The sequence below is a fragment of the Dyadobacter sp. CY343 genome (assembly GCF_021390335.1).
Classification (GTDB): domain Bacteria; phylum Bacteroidota; class Bacteroidia; order Cytophagales; family Spirosomataceae; genus Dyadobacter.
Map to the genome: position 1 here is coordinate 802,383 of NZ_JAJUXK010000004.1, position 16,712 is coordinate 819,094.

The following is a 16,712-nucleotide window of genomic DNA, read 5'->3' on the forward strand; positions in this document are numbered from 1 at the left end:
GCTAAACAACAGCCAACTCACTTCTTCAAAGCCTCCTCAACCGCATTTCCTACATTCCCGCTACCAGGCAGAATATGCAGCAATGCAGCGATCGTAGGCGCGATGTCCGAAACATAGGTGCGTTTTAGCGTCTCCCCTTTATTTACACCCCAGCCAAAAAGTACGAATGGAACCTGCGTGTCGTAATTGTACGGTGTTCCGTGAGAGGTACCGGTGAATGTCCCATAAAACCAGCCCGGCAGTGCCAGTATCTGAATATCCCCGCTGCGCTTTGCATTCACATTATTCTTATACAGTTCTAGCTGGTACGTATTCAGCGGCGCTTTGCCCATATCCGTCAGGTCGATCACATCGGCGATCCCGGGAACGGTCAATGCAGCTTCCCGCACAACCTGCGCTACAGAAGCAACTGTCAGCTTTTTAGTTTTTAACAATTTATGATCCAGGTACAACTGGTTGTTAGCTGTACTTACAATGTATTTTTCTTTTCCAAAAGCTTCATTTAAAGCCTCCGTTACGGTCTTTGTCAGCACTTTCCTGTCCACTAATCCTGATGGTAACTTATGCTCGGCCGCAAAACCGGGTACATCCACAACGCCGTGATCGGCTGTCAGAAATACGGTATACTGGCCTTTGCCCACATATCCGTCCAGGAAATTGAACAGATCGGCCAGCTCGCGGTCGAGGCGGAGGTAATCATCCTGCTGCTCAACTGAATTGGGCCCTACCCTGTGCCCGATCTTGTCAGGAGAAGAAAAACTGATCGCCAGAAAATCCGTTTCGGCGCCTTTTCCAAGTTTTTCACCCTTAACAGCCTCAATCGCCATCTCTTTGGTGATCGTATTGCCCCACGGCGTATCGGTTACCACGCCAAATGCGTCCCCGGCCAAACCCGCCAGATCGTAAGGAAAAACAGGTTTTTGGGAGCCGGGCAACTTACCTTCCCAGGCTACATCGTCCGGAGAACTTTGTCCGTAACTATCAGCAGATAATAGCAGGTCCCACCCTTTTTTCAGGTATTCAGAAGGCATTTTCTTCGCATTGTAATCCTTTGCCCACTGCGGCAGATCATCCATATAAAAGGTACTGCTCACCCAGTTACCTGTTTTAGAGTCAAACCAGTAAGCCGCATTCGCCGTGTGCCCGGCAGGCAATATCGACCCTCTGTCTTTAATCGCAACACCAACCGTTTTCGAGCGGAAGTTGGTTGCAATGCGCAATTGGTCGGTAATAGTACTGGTTAAAAGATTTTTAGGGGACATTTTCCCAACACTGCCAGTGGCGCTGCCAACCGTTTTGACAGTACTATCTTCTACACAATAAACCTCCTGTTTTGCAATAGGATCATACCATTCATTGCCGACGACACCATTGATCGCAGGCACTGAGCCGGTATACACCGAAGCGTGACCCGCAGCGGTAACAGTCAGCGCGTAGGGGTAGTGATTATTTCTGCAATTAAAACCCTCATTCAACATTCGCTTGAATCCACCTTCGGTATAGGAATCATAATACCGGTACAGGTAATCGTAGCGCATTTGATCCACTACAATCCCAACAACCAATTTGGGGCGGGCGATGGTACTTGGTTTAGTTACCGCTTTCTTCGCAGTTTGCGCATTCGCCGCAAAGGCTACCAGCAGGCACAGGATAATTTTTTTCACTCTTAAAGGATTTAGATTAAAATGGTATTCAAAAGAACTTCTTCAATGCTATTCTACTTTTTTAAAGCTTCCTCAACCGGGTTACCCACGTTTCCGCTTGGCGGCAGAATGTGCAGCAATGCCGCGATCGTAGGTGCAATATCGGCAATAGTGGTCCTGCGCAGCGTTTCGCCCTTATTTACACCCCAACCATAAAGCAAAAATGGTACATGCGTATCGTAATTATAGGGTGTACCGTGGTCGGTGCCGGTGGCGAAAGTGGAGGCAAACCAGCCTGGCTGCATGATCAGCTGCAAGTCCCCGCTCCTTCTTGCATTAATATTGTTTTTGTATAATTCCAGTTGATACGTATTCAAGGGAGCTCTTCCAATATCAGTCAGGTTGATCACGTCCGCCACTCCGTGCACGGCCAGCACAGCTTCTCGAATCACCGGAAAAGCATCCGCAACTGTGACCTTTTTCTCTTTCATCACCTTGTTATCAAAATAGATCTGATAATTCTCAAATCCCGATATGTACTCTGCCTCGCCGAATGCATCATTCAGGGATTTTACAATTGCGCGGGTTAGAATAGTCCCGGTCATCGTTCCGGCGGGCAATTTGTGATCCTGCCAAAAACCTGGAACATCGGCGGCTCCGTGGTCTGCCGTCAGGAAAACGGTATAATTCCCCTTTCCAGCCCAGCTGTCAAGGAATTGGAAGAAATCGGCAAACTCCTGATCCATTTTAATGTAATTATCCTCCTGCTCCACTGAATTTGGACCAAAAGTGTGACCAATGCGATCAGGGGAAGAAAAGCTGACAGCCAGAAAATCAGTATCTGCTCCTTTTCCAAGATTCTCCCCTTTAATCGCCGCTATCGCCATTTCCTTGGTCAATGTATTTCCCCAGGGCGAAGTGATCACCGGGCCGAATGCATCACCCGCGTTGCCCACCAGATCGTGGGGAAACACGGTTTTATCATTGGTACTAAGCTTACCTTCCCAAATCGCATCATCTTTGCTGCTTTGTGTATATTGGTCAATCGGGAACATGGTAGTCCAGCCTTTTCCAGCATATTCGGCAGGCTTTTTGAGGTTGTTATAATCAGTTACCCACTTTGGAAGCGATTCCATATAATAGGTACTTGTCACGAAATTCCCTGTTTTTGAATCAAACCAATAGGCACCACTCGCTGCGTGACCAGCCGGTAATATCGACGCCCGGTCTTTAATAGCGACACCGATCGTTTTGGAGCGGAAATTGGTCGCGATCCGCAGCTGGTCGGTTACTGTGCTCACGAGCAAATTGCGCGGCGACATTTTTCCAACGGTAACATTACTGCTCCCAACCGTAGCTACTGTATTGTCTTCGGTACAATACACTCCCTTTTTCAGAGCCTTATCATACCATTCATTTCCGATAATCCCGTTGATCGCCGGCAGCGAACCTGTGTACACAGCCGAGTGCCCCGCCGCAGTGACGGTCAGCGCATATTGGTAGTGGTTATTGCGACAGTTGAAACCATCGTTCATCAGCCTTTTCAAACCGCCTTCCTTGTATTTATCATAATAGCGGTACAAATAATCGTAGCGCATCTGGTCCACCATAATACCCACAACGAGCTTCGGGCGGGCAAGTTTCGCGGACGGTGCAGGAGTTTTTGTTTTGGCCTGGCTATGCGCCGGCATATTGGATATCCCCGCAAATAAAAGCGCGAGAACGACGGACTGAATACATTTCATGAGCAATTCCTTTCGGTACTGAGAGTTTTAAGAAGATTTGGCAAAGTTAGAAATGTAAGCCTTGTAAAGCAGAAAAACCGGCGCAATTTGCAACCGGCTTTTCTGATCAGTTTTTTACAACATTCTATTTTTTCTCACTTCCTCCCAGCTGGGCCGGCGCACCTGTGGCAGGCGCTCCTTTTTTCGACTTTTCAAAATCACCAGCCTTGATGATCACAAGCTTATTATAGTCAATATGCTTGTTAAATGCCGACTTGATCTGCTCCGGCGTCAGTTCGGCGATTTTTTTCTCAAAATCAGCGTCCCACTGCATCGTCCGGTTCAGGTACAAATTGTTGGTCAGCGTATTGGCCAGCGACGCATCCTGCGACCTCGCCACCTGACGCGACTGCAGATAACCCGACTTTGCGGCCTTCAATTCCTCCGCTGTAAAACCGTCTTTCAAAGCTTTCTCGATCTCTTCCTTGAAAGCAGCTTCGAGTTTTTGAGCGTTTTCGGGTGCATAAATCGCATACGACATGAAAGTACCGCTCTTGTCCAGCGAGCTCGCAGAGAATTGCGAACCGACGCCGTAGCTCAGTCCGTCTTTTTGCCTGATCCGCGTTGCAAGCCGGGAGTTGAGAAAGCCGCCGCCCAGCATATAGTTACCCATGATTAGCGCGGGATAATCCGGATCCGTATCCTGCAAAGGCATTCCCATTCCGGCTACAAACATTGCATTCGCCTTATCGGGTGTTTCCAATGCTTTGTTTTCTGCTTTTACAACCTGGTAAGGAGAGGCGATGCGCGTAAACGGTTTCGCGCTTTTCCAGTTACCAAACTCCGCATTAATGATCTTCTCCGCGGCCGCTTTGTCAAAATCACCCACGATCGTTGCCGATGCATTATTCGCACCGTAAAAATCTTTATGAAATGCCTTGATCTGGTCGATTGTAGTCGATTTAATGCTCTCCACATCTTCATCAAAAGTACCTACATAGCGAATGTCGCTTTTCGGGTAAGGATTCGTGATCCTCCGGTATTGATTGAATGCAATCATCTGCGGCTCGCTGCGCTGGGATTCAATACCCGCCAGTTCTTCCTGTTTCAGTTTTTCAAATTCATTTTCATCGAATGCAGGTGTTTTCAAAACTTCCGCTACCAGTTTCAAAACAGCCGGCAGGTTTTCTTTTGTGGTTTCAATGTTCGCACCAGCCTGATTATTTGCACCGAAGAAACTAACTCTCGCTTTCAGCTTGTCGAATTCGTCTTTGATCTGCTGGCGTGTTTTCGTTTTGGTACCTTTATCAAGCATAGAGCCGGTCAGATCCGAGATCGCTGCTTTGTTCATCAGGCTTTTTTCGTCTCCGTAACGCAGCGTAATGCGGGCAGCAACTACATTTCCCCTTGTTGTCTTGGGTAAAAACGCAGTTTCAATCGTATTCGCCTTTTCGGTTCTCGCAGTCCTCGTTTCTACATTCGCTGGCGAAGGATCAAATGCCTCTCCCTCCGCTACTACGGCCTCTCCTTTGTAATTTTTCACCAATTCCTGCACATTAGGTGCCTCAGGAATTTCAGCTCTCACCGGTTTCGCGTCGGGCATAAATGTTCCCAGCGTCCGGTTTGAAGGTTTGAAATAATGCTGACCTACTTTAAAAACATCTTCGGGAGTTACCTTCCGGATATTGTCCCGGAAAATAAAAGCCAGCCGCCAGTCACCCGTCGCAATCGATTCGCTGATACTCAATCCTACCCGCTCTGAATTCCTAAATTCCAGGTCCCAGTTTTTCAGAATAGTCGTTTTGGCGCGCTCTACATCCTCGGCGGAAGGTTTCAGGATCGCAGCAGAATCGAGTGTTGCAACCAATGCCTGTTTTGCTTCGTCCAGAGATTTTTCCTTCAATATTTCCGCCCCGAAAAGCACGAAACCCGGATCGTAGAGCTGGAAGCTGTAACCAAACTGGGAAGAAGCCTTTTTGCTTTCAACCAGGTTTTTGTACAATCTTCCGTTCGGCTCGGTGGTGAGCAGCTCCGTAAGTACTTCCATCGCAGGATAATCTGCATGTGAGCCGGGCATAATATGGTAAAGCGCCATCAAAAACTGCACGTCGCCGGTACGTTTCAGCTCCACAAACCGCTCACCGTCCTGAATAGGCTCCGCCGTGTAGGATTTTGGCAGTACGCGCGTTGGTTTAGGTATTTTACCAAAATACTCATTGACCATCGCAATCGTCTTCGCTTCATCTACCTTACCTGCCACAGTTACCACTGCGTTGTCGGGCTGGTAATATTTTTTATAAAATGCCTGTAAATTTTCTATCGGCACGCGCTCAATGTCTGAACGGTTTCCGATTGTAGATTTCCCATAGTTGTGCCACAGGTAAGCCCCGGAGATCACACGCTCCATCAACACATCAAAAGGACTGTTTTCTCCCGATTCAAATTCATTCCTGACTACACTAAATTCACTGTCAAGGTCTTTTTTCGCTATAAAAGAATTCACCATTCTGTCGGATTCCAGGTCCAGCGCCCATTTCAGGTTTTCTTCGCTGGCTGAAAAAGTCTCAAAATAGTTGGTGCGGTCGTACCAGGTCGTACCGTTGGGGCGGGCGCCGTGCTCGGTCAGTTCCTGGGGGATATTGGGGTGCTTGGGAGAACCTTTAAATACAAGGTGTTCCAGTAAATGCGCCATTCCCGTTTCACCATAACCCTCGTGCCGGGAGCCTACCAGATACGTAACGTTCACCGTGATCGTCGCCTTGGAAGGATCGGGAAACATCAGCACTTTCAGGCCGTTTTCCAGGTTGTATTCGGTGATACCCTCCACCGAAGTGACCTTGGTAACCCCCTTCGGCAGCGTTTGTGCGAGCGCCGGAACCGCCAATAGTGCAGCCAGCATCACACTGACCATCTTTCTTTTAGAATTCATGACCATATCAGAATGAATTGGATTAGATTTACAATGCTTGAAAATACTTCAGAATATATCGCGAAACAATGGGTTTTGGATAAATGGTACGAGCAGGCATTTGCAACATTTTGCAAACCTTTATGAGTATATGTTTTAAAATCAGTTTAAAGAATAATGACGTTCAATAAAATCCTCAGTTTCCTTTTACTTGCTATTTCTGCCGCAGTTTTAAACGGCTGTTCAAGTGGTATCCCTATTTCCTCAAATACCAAATATCCGATTGAAGTATTGTATGAAAACCAGCCGGTGGAGCGGCCCTACTCAGAAATAGGTGTGGTGGAAATAACCAGCGAAGATACGCTCACCGACCGCCAGACGCAGGACCGGAGAATGATGTACCGCGGAAACGACGCCAAAACGAAAGAGCTGCTCACGGCAAGACTGGTTATCAAAGCACAGAAAATAGGCGCCGATGCACTGATCAATGTGACCTACAAGTATTATACAAGTGTTAAAAAAGAGGGATATATTCTGAGCGGGCTGGCAGTAAGGTACCGGGGAGAATGAGGCATTAACGCGAAGAACTCTTCTCCGAAATCATCTTTTTGGCAGTAGTATCCTGGCGCGAAGAATCCGCCGGAATCACGTATGGAATGGTTACCGAAGGTTTTGTTATCGGATTGAATCGGTTGAAGCTGCGTGTAAATTGCATACTTACCCCGCCCGTCGTCACCGTATTATTAAGCGAAAGCGGATTCTGGACATTCCGGTTATAAGCTTTCACTCTCACCGATCCCCGGCTGTTCAGCCAATATTCCAGCGTCCATTCCCCCAATAAACTAACCGCATCGTACGCGGTAGCGCCCGTTTGATTTTGTGCTCCGGAAGTAAAACGCCCGTCTCGCGTAACCCTGAACCGGTCATTCAAAAAACGGTAAGAAAAGCGCAATTGCAGGTTATTCAATGCATTCTGGTCCAGCGACAAACCCGAAACACCTACTTCCAGGTTCTCATTAATCCCCGAAGCCCACCGGCTGATCTGGTTCGAAACGAGCTCGCTGATACTGCTGCCCAGGAAATTCTGGCTGCCAACCGTCGCAAGGCTGGTTTCCGGCAAAAGCTGATTTACTACGAGCAAACTACTGACCTGCCGGCTCAATTCCTGCTCGTCGGATTTCAGTTTGTTCTGAAATGCTTCAAGCTGCCCGCGATAGGTATTTAAAGACGGGTTATCCAGTATTTTGAGATCATACCGGATCAGAGGCGACATCAATCTTTCCGACAAACCGATCGTCACTTCCACCGGATATCGCCTCGAAAGTGCATCATTGGTGGTGGTTAAAGTGCTGGTATTCGGCAAAACGCCCGCAAGAGAAACGAGCTGCGTATAACCCGCTTTCACATCCAGAATCGCCCCATAAGGATCGCCGGACCACACAATGCGGCTGCCCGGCTTAATACTGAATTTCTTATTGATCACATTCTGCAATGTGAAATTGTATTCGCCACGCTCGATCTCGTACGTGCCCGCCATTGTAAAATCTCCCTGGGTATCAATGTTCAGGCTCAGTCTGCCGGATCCATTCCCCCTTAAAATGTCGCCCGTTTGCCTGTCGAAAATGATCTCGCAGGTCGCATCAGGTGTGAGATTGAAATTGAAGTCCATCTTAATACCACCCGCGACCTGGCTGCGGCTCAGCGAATCGGAACTGCTGGTAGCTGAACTGTCTGCGGCCGGTAACTTACTTACAAACTGAATATAATCCTGCGTCGCAACCTCGGTTGCCCCATCGAGCGGAATATAGATCTTCGTGCCTTTGTTACTGCTTACGTTCGCCTCGATATTCAGGTTATTAATAGGTCCAAAAACCGCGACGGGGCCGGTTACATAAGCTGTGCCGTAAAAAATGCTGTTGTCTTTTGCGTTCGTATTCAAGATTTTAAAATTCCGCAGATCGGCGTTGAAGCCCAGCGAGAAATATTTAAAGCTATCGTGAAACACCCCGCCGCGAACAGAAGCTGTATTACCGTCGCCGTCGGTCACTGTGATATTATTCACGGTAATTTCACTTTCTGTAAAATTGATCTTGTCATTAAACTGGAATACAGACTGTAAATAGTCAAATTTCATCCGTCCCTGCTCCACCATCAGCGAGCCTTCCAGTACCGGCGCATCGACCTTGCCTTTAATGGTCACAGTCCCCTGAGCGCTGCCGCCAATATCAGATACCAGTCCCTCGGCAAACGGTTCGAGCGCTTTGAAATCGATGTGATTAAAGATCGCTTTCAGGTTAAGCGTATTCTCATCCAGTTTTGGCCGGTAGGAGCCGATCAGGTTGAATACCCGCCGCGCATTTTTGCTGAGTTGCGCATCGATTTGCAGTTCGCTGGTAATCTGGTCCCAGTCCCCGGTACCCGACAAATTACCGAATTCGTATTGCGAGTAACCCAGACTTTCCACATTGAAACTTGCATCCAGGATCACACTATTGTAAACATCTTTGATCCTGGCAGAACCGTCCATAATACCTGCCAGTTTTGTAGTTAAGACTTCGTTCAGACTATTCAAACGAAAGTTCTTAATATCCAGCAACATACTCTTTTCCGGATTTTCCGAAGCTGTGCCACTGACGAAAATGCGCTGTTTCCCGCTCACCAACCCAACATTAGACAAAGAAACCTCTCTTCCCGCGATGGATATCAGGCTTTGCGAAGGCACAGCCCATTCTTCATCCAGCAGGCTCAGTTTAGAATCTTTGAAACTAATATCAAAACCCGCTGCCAGAAAGCGGATCTCCCCGGCCAGATTAGCCTTATTCGTACTTTTTACCTGATGTACTGCACCATTGAAATCAATATGATCTTCGTCCCAGGTTCCTTCCATTTCAAGCTTTTCGGTCGGGACCAGTACGCTCATTTGCTGCTGGCCGGAAGTGACCAGGATGGAAGCGAGTACCTCTGCATTGTTTACAAATTTGGAGGTAGTAACGTCCAGTTCTGAGTTTACAAACTGGTTTGTACCATATCGTAGCGTGTCAGAAGCTGCATTGAGGGTTAGAATTGCTGTATTATCCATTCTGAAAATACCTTCGGCGCGTGCTCCGGGAGATACATAAATATCCGGGTTCAGGAATGCGAGAAATCGGGAGAGGTTTCTGGTTTCAATATCATATTCGATCTGATAGCGGTCCTGAACCGACTGAACAGGCTTTCTCGCATAATACTGCGTCCGGTTTGCTTCGGTTTCAAAAAAGTAAAGCTTATATTCATCCATTAAGCGCACCAGATCTTTCCACGATTGCGTAGGCATAAAATCTCCCTGTGCCTTGGCGGAAAGAAACTCGCTTTCCAGTTTCAAAATCCGGTTCTGATCGTTCTTCCGTGATGAAAAAGTGAGCGTATCAATGACAAGATTCCGATCCTGATTTGTCATTAACATATAGGTATTCAACAACTTAGCTTCGCCAGTCAGCTCATCTACCGTATTTCCGGAAACATTTACATTAAGCTGCGTCCGCAATGTGATCGGATCAGCTGTAAAACCAAGTGCTGACAGATTTGCTTTTTCAATAACTCCCTGAACATCAAAAGAATTTTGCGCCTTCGAGAGATCGAATTCGCCTTCCAGGTTTAACACGAGGTTGGTATCTTTCGTACTTACAAGGCCATTGAAATACTGATTTTGAAGATTTCCCTTTAATCGGATATTCTTATAATCATAATTGCGAAAACCTACCCTGCCTACCAGCGCATTCATATCCGTAGAAGCGAACTGCAATTCCAGTCCTTTCCCAAAAACTTTACCCTCAAAATCAAGCTGTTGCCACGTTTCTTCCTGATCCAGTAACTTACCCAATTCGAAACGGCGCGTCTTTACCTCCCCTGAATAGGTAGTTGATTGGGCATCGGCAATATGAAAAACGAGGTCGCCCGCTATTTCACCCATCTCGGAAGATGCATTGGCAGCTACCGTAAAATCTTCCAGAGTTCCTTTAAAACTTCCGTCCAGCAGCGTCGACCCGAATTTTTGCAGCGTAGCATGCATATCCCACTCGGGGTAATACTGAACAATGTCTGCCGGCTCAATCTTCGAAGCGGAAAGCTTGATATCCATCTGAACACCTTCGATCGTAGGCAAGCCCTTAAAACCCAGACTTCCCGCCAGCCGGCTTCCATTCCCAAACCGGAGATCCGTATTTGTCACTACAAAATCATCGACCTTCCCATTAAAATCCCCCGAGATCTGCCACGTTTCATTCAGCGCATCGACATAACTTGAAAACAGCCCGAGATCACGCGAATCTACGTGGCTGCCGACCAAATGCCCCTTCATCCTCACCTTATGGTTAAAATCTCCCAGCTCACCCGAACGGTTGTAGAAGAATATGACCTCGTCTTTCAACCGGGAATTACCAATGCGCGCGTCCAGTTCTTTCAGCTCCATTTTCTTTTGGCAAAACAAAAAACGCGTATCCAGATCGTGCATTTGCAGGCCGGTTTGCACATCGATCGTTTTCATATTTTTGGCGACAAAAGAAATGGTATCTCCCTGCACCAGAAAGTTTTTCAGGTCGCCGTAAAGGTGATTGAGTTTGAAGTGTGAGTAATCAAATACGCGCTTGCCCTTGTATCTGGGCTGGCGCGGATCGTCGTAAGTGAACGTTCCGTCGATCACTTTCGACCTGCCTATGATGAAAGGAATGTTGTTTTCAGGTGCATTTGCCGGCCGGCGGACTTTCGGCGCAGTGAGCTCATTGATCCGCTCAATAAAGCCGTCAATATTCAGGTAACCCGATTCAGGAACGATCGCAAGCCGAACTTTGGGCTGGAATACATTTACCTCATCCAGGTAGATCTCTTTGGAAGAATTATTAATGATATAATCAAGATCAAGATTGACGTCAATGCGACCGACATCGATCATATCCTGATCGCTGGTGTCCTTTACAGAAACTCCTTCCAGCGACACTACGTCAAACCACTTGATATTAACTTTCTGAATAGTAATGGGATAGCCAAGCTTTTCTGAAACCCTGTCGGCGGCAGTCTGCACAGCCCAGGTCTGCACGGAGGGGAGTTGGAGCGCAATGGTCATGATACCGAGCGCAAGCAGCGCGAAGATCATCACCACAATCAAACCATTGCCGAACGCCCTGAGGAATTTAAACATATATGACAGCTTCGCAGGCGATACTGCTTATCTTGTTGTTAATGCTTAATTTTGTGAATAATTCAATAGTTTATGAATATCCTCGCCATCGAATCTTCGTGTGACGAAACCTCCGCAGCCGTAATCACTAACGGGGAAATCCGCTCCAATGTTGTTGCTACGCAGCTCATTCACACCCTTTACGGTGGAGTAGTGCCTGAATTGGCTTCGCGCGCGCACCAGCAACATATTCTACCAGTGGTAGATAAAGCACTGAATGATGCAAAAGTAACAAAAAAAGGCCTGGATGCTATTGCTTTTACACGCGGGCCAGGCTTATTGGGCGCGCTGCTGGTGGGTACTTCCTTCGCCAAATCAATGGCGCTGGGGCTTGGCATTCCGCTTATCGAGGTCAACCACATGCAGGCACACGTGCTCGCGCATTTCATAGATGATCCCAAACCAGCTTTCCCATTTTTGTGCCTTACCGTAAGTGGCGGGCATACGCAAATCGTCAAAGTATCCTCGCCGCTCGAAATGGAAATCATCGGCGAAACGCGTGATGACGCGGTTGGAGAAGCTTTTGATAAAACTGCCAAACTGCTCGACCTGCCCTACCCCGGAGGCCCGCTAATTGATAAATACGCTGCTGAGGGGAATCCCGACGCGTATGCATTCCCGCTTCCTGAAATGCCTGGACTTGATTTTTCATTCAGTGGTATTAAAACCTCGTTTATGTACTTCCTGCAAAAACAGGTTCGTGAGAATCCAGCATTCGTTAGCGAAAATCTGCCGGATATCTGCGCCAGCATTCAGTTTACACTGGTTAATATTTTGCTAAAAAAAATCAAAAAAGCAGCCAGGGAAACGGGGATCAAAGAAATTGCGATAGCCGGTGGTGTTTCTGCCAATTCTGGTTTGCGTAAATCTTTACTTGAACTTGGGCAAACCTTGAAATGGAACGTGTACATTCCCGCATTTGAATACTGCACCGACAATGCAGCGATGATCGCTATTGCTGCGCATTACAAATATTTGGAAAGTGATTTCTGTGACCAGACCGTCAGTCCGCTGGCAAGAATGGATTTTTGAACCAATAACAATCAGTACTGATCAATATTTATGCAACTCTCCGAAATCTGGATTTATCCAATAAAATCACTGGGCGGAATCAGGCTCAGCGAAGCGCAAATGGAAGAAAGAGGTTTGCAATATGACCGCCGCTGGATGTTGATCGACGAAAATAACAAGTTTGTTACCCAGCGATTCTTACCAGTTATGGCGCTGATAGAAGTGGCGCTGCATGCAGATACCCTTCAAATCTGGCACCGGGATGAACCTGAGGATATATTAACAGTACCATTTGAACCGGTAACCGCACAAAAGCGGGAAGTAACTATTTGGGACGATGTGGTGGAGGCCCTTACGGTTTCCGAAGAAGCAGATTCCTGGTTAAGTGCCCGCCTCGGACTTTCAGTTCAGTTAGTAAAAATGCCGGAAAGTACAGAACGGAAGGCCGATCCCAAATATGCAAAAAACGGCGAGATCGTGAGCTTTGCAGACGGATATCCTTGCCTGATCATTTCAGAAGCCTCGCTGGAAGATCTCAACTCCCGTCTTGATAACAAGATCACAATGAGGCGCTTCCGGCCAAACTTTGTAATCTCCGGAACCGCGCCTTTTGAAGAAGATACCTGGAAACAGATCGATATTGGCGCTGCAAGCTTTGACATCGTAAAACCGTGCGCCCGCTGCGTACTTACAACCATCGACCCTGAAACTTCCGAAAAGGGCCCTGAGCCACTCAAAACGCTGGCTGGCTACCGGAAGATCAACAACAAGATCCTTTTTGGCCAAAATCTGGTCGCTACTTCGCTGGGTAAGCTTCGTGAAGGAGATATTGTTACGGTCAGGGCATAAAAAAAGCGCCTCTTCGGCGCTCTTCTCAATATCAGGTGTGGAAATTTAAGCTTCTGTTTCGCTCGCTCCGTTGGTCTGAAAAGGACTTTTCATAATACCTCTTTCTGAATTCCGGACAAAGTTGATAATCTCGTCGCGCTCGTTTGATGGTGGAAGTTCCAATTCTATTTTTTGCAAAGCCTCCGCATTGTTGAACCCGCGCATAAATATGTAGCGGTAAATATTCTGGATCTCGACAATCTTGTCATTGCTATACCCTCTGCGGCGAAGACCTACCGAGTTTATACCCGCATAAGAAATAGGCTCGCGTGCTGCCTTCGTAAATGGAGGCACATCCTTGCGAACCAGCGATGCGCCCGACACAAATGAGTGAATGCCTATTTTAACAAACTGATGAACAGCACTTAATGCACTTACAATAGCCCAGTCGCCAACGTGTACGTGACCCGCCATTTGTACATTATTCCCAACGATACAATTGTTTCCAATCCGGCAATCGTGGGCGATGTGCGCGTAGGCCATAATCAGACAATCGGACCCAACTACGGTTTTCCAGTGTTCTTCCGTACCGCGGCTGATCGTCGCATATTCCCTGATTGTGGTATTGTCACCAATTACGGTAAGTGTGTATTCGTTGTTGTATTTCAGGTCCTGTGGCGTTGCGGAGATCACCGCGCCCGGGTAAATACGGCAATTTTTACCGATCCTGGCGCCAGAGTTGATTACAGCGTGTGAGCCGATCCAAGTCCCTTCACCAATCTCAACATCTGAGTGGATCATGGCAAAAGGTTCGATCTCGACATTTTGAGCGACTTTCGCGTCAGAATGAATATATGCTAAGGTGGTTGGTGTCATTTTTTCTTTACCAGGCTTGCTATCATATCAGCTTCACATACCAGTTGGCCCGCGACATATCCACGGCCACTCATTTTTACGATACCTCTTTTCATCGGAGAAGTAAACTCACATTTAAAAATAACGGTATCTCCGGGAAAAACATTACGGCGGAAGCGGCAGGCATCAATGCCTATCAGATAAGGCCAGTAATTATCAGGGTCGGGAACACTAGTCAATACAAGGATCCCGCCCGTTTGCGCCATTGCTTCCAGCTGTAAAACGCCCGGCATTACCGGGTTTCCTGGAAAGTGGCCCAGAAAAAATTGCTCGTTGATTGTCACATTTTTCACACCTACCACACTGTTTTCGTCCAATGCAATGATCTTGTCGATCATCTGGAAAGGATATCTGTGCGCCAGCAGGTTACCGATCTGGTTAATATCAAAAACCGGTGCTTTATTCGGGTCGTATTGTGGAATATCTCCTTTGCCCGATTTGATCAGTTTCTTGATCTTTTTGGCAAGTGCCACGTTCGCTGCATGTCCGGGACGCGCCGCGAGGATCTGTGCCTTAATAGGCCGGCCAACCAAAGCAAGGTCGCCGATCAGATCCAGCAGTTTGTGCCGGGCCATTTCGTTGGGATAATGCAGATCTACATTGTTCAGTATCCCTTTCGATTTGTTAACACTCACTTTTGGCTTGTTCAAAAGCTGTGACAAATGATCGAGCTCGCCGTCCTGGACTTCGCGGTCCACTATCACAATCGCATTGGTCAGGTCGCCGCCTTTGATCAGGTTCTGACGGTACAACGCTTCGAGCTCGTGCAAAAACACAAACGTGCGACATTCTGCGATATCGTCTTTAAATAAAGTAATATCATTCAAAGAAGCATGCTGGCTGCTGATCACAGTCGAATTGTAATCAACCATCACCGTCAACCTATAATCCGAAAGCGGCAATGCAGCCAGCTCGGTATCGTTTTCTTTATTAATGTAATGGACGTATTCCGGTACTTCGAAATAATTGCGATACGCGTTTTGTTCTTCAATTCCCGCATCTAGCAGCGCATCTACAAACTTGATCGAGCTGCCGTCCATAATCGGAGGCTCAGGGCCGTCAAGCTGGATCAGTACGTTGTCAATCTGTAACCCCACCAATGCAGCGAGCGTGTGCTCCACTGTATGGATACGGGCTCCGTTTTGCTCAATAGTGGTTCCCCGGGAGAGATCTACCACATTGTCAACATCGGCATCTACAATAGGCTGATCCGGTAAATCGATGCGCTGGAACTTGTATCCGTGGTTAGCTGCTGCGGGGACGAAGGTCATCGTCGCAATTACACCTGTATGTAAACCCACTCCAGTTACGGATACTGATCTGGAAATGGTTTGTTGTTTTTCGTTCATTATTAATTCCTTTTCTGCATAAAGGCTTGTTGGGTATCTTTAGTGATTTTACTACTGAAAATCAGACGTTTCCTGTTTCCTTTCAAGATCTTTCAGCCGCTCTTCCATTTCCGGCAGCCTTCTTACCAGCGCCATGGACCTTAAATGTTCGTTCAAATCACGTGCCGGAGACCCGGAGAAAGACAATCCTTCCTTTTTCACGGATTTCCCCAATCCACTTTGTGCGCCTATCTTGGTATTGTTTGCAATGGTAATATGACCAACTACACCAACCTGCCCCGCAATCACACATTGCTCTCCCACTGTCGTCGACCCTGATACGCCGGACTGGGCTGCAATAACGGTATTTTTTCCAATCTCGACATTATGCGCGATCTGGACCAGATTATCTATTTTAACTCCCTGTCTGATGATCGTCGATCCCATTGTGGCGCAGTCAATCGTAGTATTGGAGCCGATATTCACGTCGTCTTCAATAATGACATTGCCCAATTGGGGAATTGATTTGTAAGTACCATCCGCTTGTGGAGCAAACCCGAAACCGGCGCCACCAATGACTGCATTAGCCAGGATTACGCAGTTTTTACCGATAATCGTATTGTTATAAATTCTGGCACCCGGGTGAATAATCGTACTATTCCCGATGGTAACATTATCCCCGAGATAAGTATTAGGATAAATTTTCACCCCGTCGCCGATCATGCAATTTTTACCGATATAAGAGAATGCCCCCCGGTAAACATCCGAGCCGACCTGGCTGTTGTCACCGATAAAACAAGGCTGCTCAACACCTGATTTATTCTGGGAAAGGCGTTTTTGATATTCTTCAAGAAGAATTGTGAAGGCGGTGTAAGCATTTTCCACATATATTAATGTAGTGGAAACCTCCTTTTTGGGAGTAAAATCCTTATTGACTATAACCGCGGAAGATAGTGTGGAATAAACGTAAGGTTCGTATTTACTGTTGGCTAAAAAAGAGATGCACCCCGGACGCCCTTCTTCAATTTTAGCAGCCGAATCTATTGTAATTTTTTCATCTCCAACAATGGTTCCATCAAGCATTTGGGCAATCTCGCTGACAGTAAATTTCATATTTTTCGGCTAATTTCGGGTAATGTATTT

The 16,712-nt window shown here is 47.1% G+C and carries 10 protein-coding genes; 3 read left to right on the forward strand and 7 right to left on the reverse strand.

The features are described from left to right. Positions 1-17: 17 nt before the first annotated feature. From pafA (LZG94_RS15420) to LZG94_RS15430, 3 genes are all read right to left on the reverse strand, one after another. The gene (gene pafA / locus LZG94_RS15420) at positions 18-1,664 is read right to left on the reverse strand and encodes an alkaline phosphatase PafA (protein ID WP_310589870.1); all 1,647 of its coding nucleotides are present in this window, start codon (positions 1,662-1,664) and stop codon (positions 18-20) included. A gap of 53 nt (positions 1,665-1,717) precedes the next feature. After that, a complete protein-coding gene (pafA, locus tag LZG94_RS15425; RefSeq protein ID WP_233792744.1) occupies positions 1,718-3,388 on the reverse strand; it encodes an alkaline phosphatase PafA in 1,671 nt (556 codons plus the stop codon). A gap of 124 nt (positions 3,389-3,512) precedes the next feature. After that, entirely contained in the window at positions 3,513-6,296 is a 2,784-nt protein-coding gene (locus tag LZG94_RS15430) for a M16 family metallopeptidase (RefSeq protein ID WP_409013297.1), read from the reverse strand. A gap of 156 nt (positions 6,297-6,452) precedes the next feature. Here LZG94_RS15430 and LZG94_RS15435 point away from each other — a divergent pair, with 156 nt between their 5' ends. Further along, on the forward strand, positions 6,453-6,845 hold the full coding sequence (locus tag LZG94_RS15435) for a hypothetical protein (RefSeq protein ID WP_233792746.1): 393 nt from the start codon (positions 6,453-6,455) through the stop codon (positions 6,843-6,845). A gap of 4 nt (positions 6,846-6,849) precedes the next feature. Here LZG94_RS15435 and LZG94_RS15440 read toward each other — a convergent pair whose 3' ends face one another. Continuing rightward, the gene (locus LZG94_RS15440; protein ID WP_233792747.1) at positions 6,850-11,448 is read right to left on the reverse strand and encodes a translocation/assembly module TamB domain-containing protein; all 4,599 of its coding nucleotides are present in this window, start codon (positions 11,446-11,448) and stop codon (positions 6,850-6,852) included. A gap of 72 nt (positions 11,449-11,520) precedes the next feature. Between LZG94_RS15440 and tsaD the strand changes: the two genes are divergently transcribed. Together tsaD and LZG94_RS15450 are read left to right on the forward strand one after the other, a co-directional pair. Continuing rightward, a complete protein-coding gene (gene tsaD, locus LZG94_RS15445) occupies positions 11,521-12,519 on the forward strand; it encodes a tRNA (adenosine(37)-N6)-threonylcarbamoyltransferase complex transferase subunit TsaD (RefSeq protein WP_233792748.1) in 999 nt (332 codons plus the stop codon). Between the two features lie 30 nt (positions 12,520-12,549). After that, positions 12,550-13,347, forward strand: a complete 798-nt coding sequence (locus tag LZG94_RS15450; RefSeq protein WP_233792749.1) for an MOSC domain-containing protein — start codon at positions 12,550-12,552, stop codon at positions 13,345-13,347. 45 nt (positions 13,348-13,392) lie between these two features. On the opposite strand, the gene lpxA is transcribed toward LZG94_RS15450, so the two are convergent. Genes lpxA through lpxD form a run of 3 tightly spaced genes read right to left on the reverse strand, consistent with a single transcriptional unit; the run spans position 13,393 to position 16,682 of the window. Next, a complete protein-coding gene (lpxA, locus tag LZG94_RS15455; RefSeq protein WP_233792750.1) occupies positions 13,393-14,202 on the reverse strand; it encodes an acyl-ACP--UDP-N-acetylglucosamine O-acyltransferase in 810 nt (269 codons plus the stop codon). Then, the gene (locus LZG94_RS15460) at positions 14,199-15,590 is read right to left on the reverse strand and encodes a bifunctional UDP-3-O-[3-hydroxymyristoyl] N-acetylglucosamine deacetylase/3-hydroxyacyl-ACP dehydratase (RefSeq protein ID WP_233792751.1); all 1,392 of its coding nucleotides are present in this window, start codon (positions 15,588-15,590) and stop codon (positions 14,199-14,201) included. The genes lpxA and LZG94_RS15460 overlap by 4 nt, the downstream gene beginning before the upstream one ends. A gap of 51 nt (positions 15,591-15,641) precedes the next feature. Beyond that, the gene (gene lpxD, locus LZG94_RS15465) at positions 15,642-16,682 is read right to left on the reverse strand and encodes a UDP-3-O-(3-hydroxymyristoyl)glucosamine N-acyltransferase (protein WP_233792752.1); all 1,041 of its coding nucleotides are present in this window, start codon (positions 16,680-16,682) and stop codon (positions 15,642-15,644) included. Between the last annotated feature and the right edge of the window lie 30 nt (positions 16,683-16,712).

Coding starts and splice junctions, on each gene's coding strand:
- lpxA (WP_233792750.1), bottom strand. CDS start 14,202: ATGACACCAACCACCTTAGCATATATTCATTCTGACGCGAAAGTCGCT.
- LZG94_RS15430 (WP_409013297.1), bottom strand. CDS start 6,296: ATGAATTCTAAAAGAAAGATGGTCAGTGTGATGCTGGCTGCACTATTG.
- LZG94_RS15435 (WP_233792746.1), top strand. CDS start 6,453: ATGACGTTCAATAAAATCCTCAGTTTCCTTTTACTTGCTATTTCTGCC.
- LZG94_RS15450 (WP_233792749.1), top strand. CDS start 12,550: ATGCAACTCTCCGAAATCTGGATTTATCCAATAAAATCACTGGGCGGA.
- lpxD (WP_233792752.1), bottom strand. CDS start 16,682: ATGAAATTTACTGTCAGCGAGATTGCCCAAATGCTTGATGGAACCATT.
- LZG94_RS15460 (WP_233792751.1), bottom strand. CDS start 15,590: ATGAACGAAAAACAACAAACCATTTCCAGATCAGTATCCGTAACTGGA.
- LZG94_RS15440 (WP_233792747.1), bottom strand. CDS start 11,448: ATGTTTAAATTCCTCAGGGCGTTCGGCAATGGTTTGATTGTGGTGATG.
- tsaD (WP_233792748.1), top strand. CDS start 11,521: ATGAATATCCTCGCCATCGAATCTTCGTGTGACGAAACCTCCGCAGCC.
- pafA (WP_233792744.1), bottom strand. CDS start 3,388: ATGAAATGTATTCAGTCCGTCGTTCTCGCGCTTTTATTTGCGGGGATA.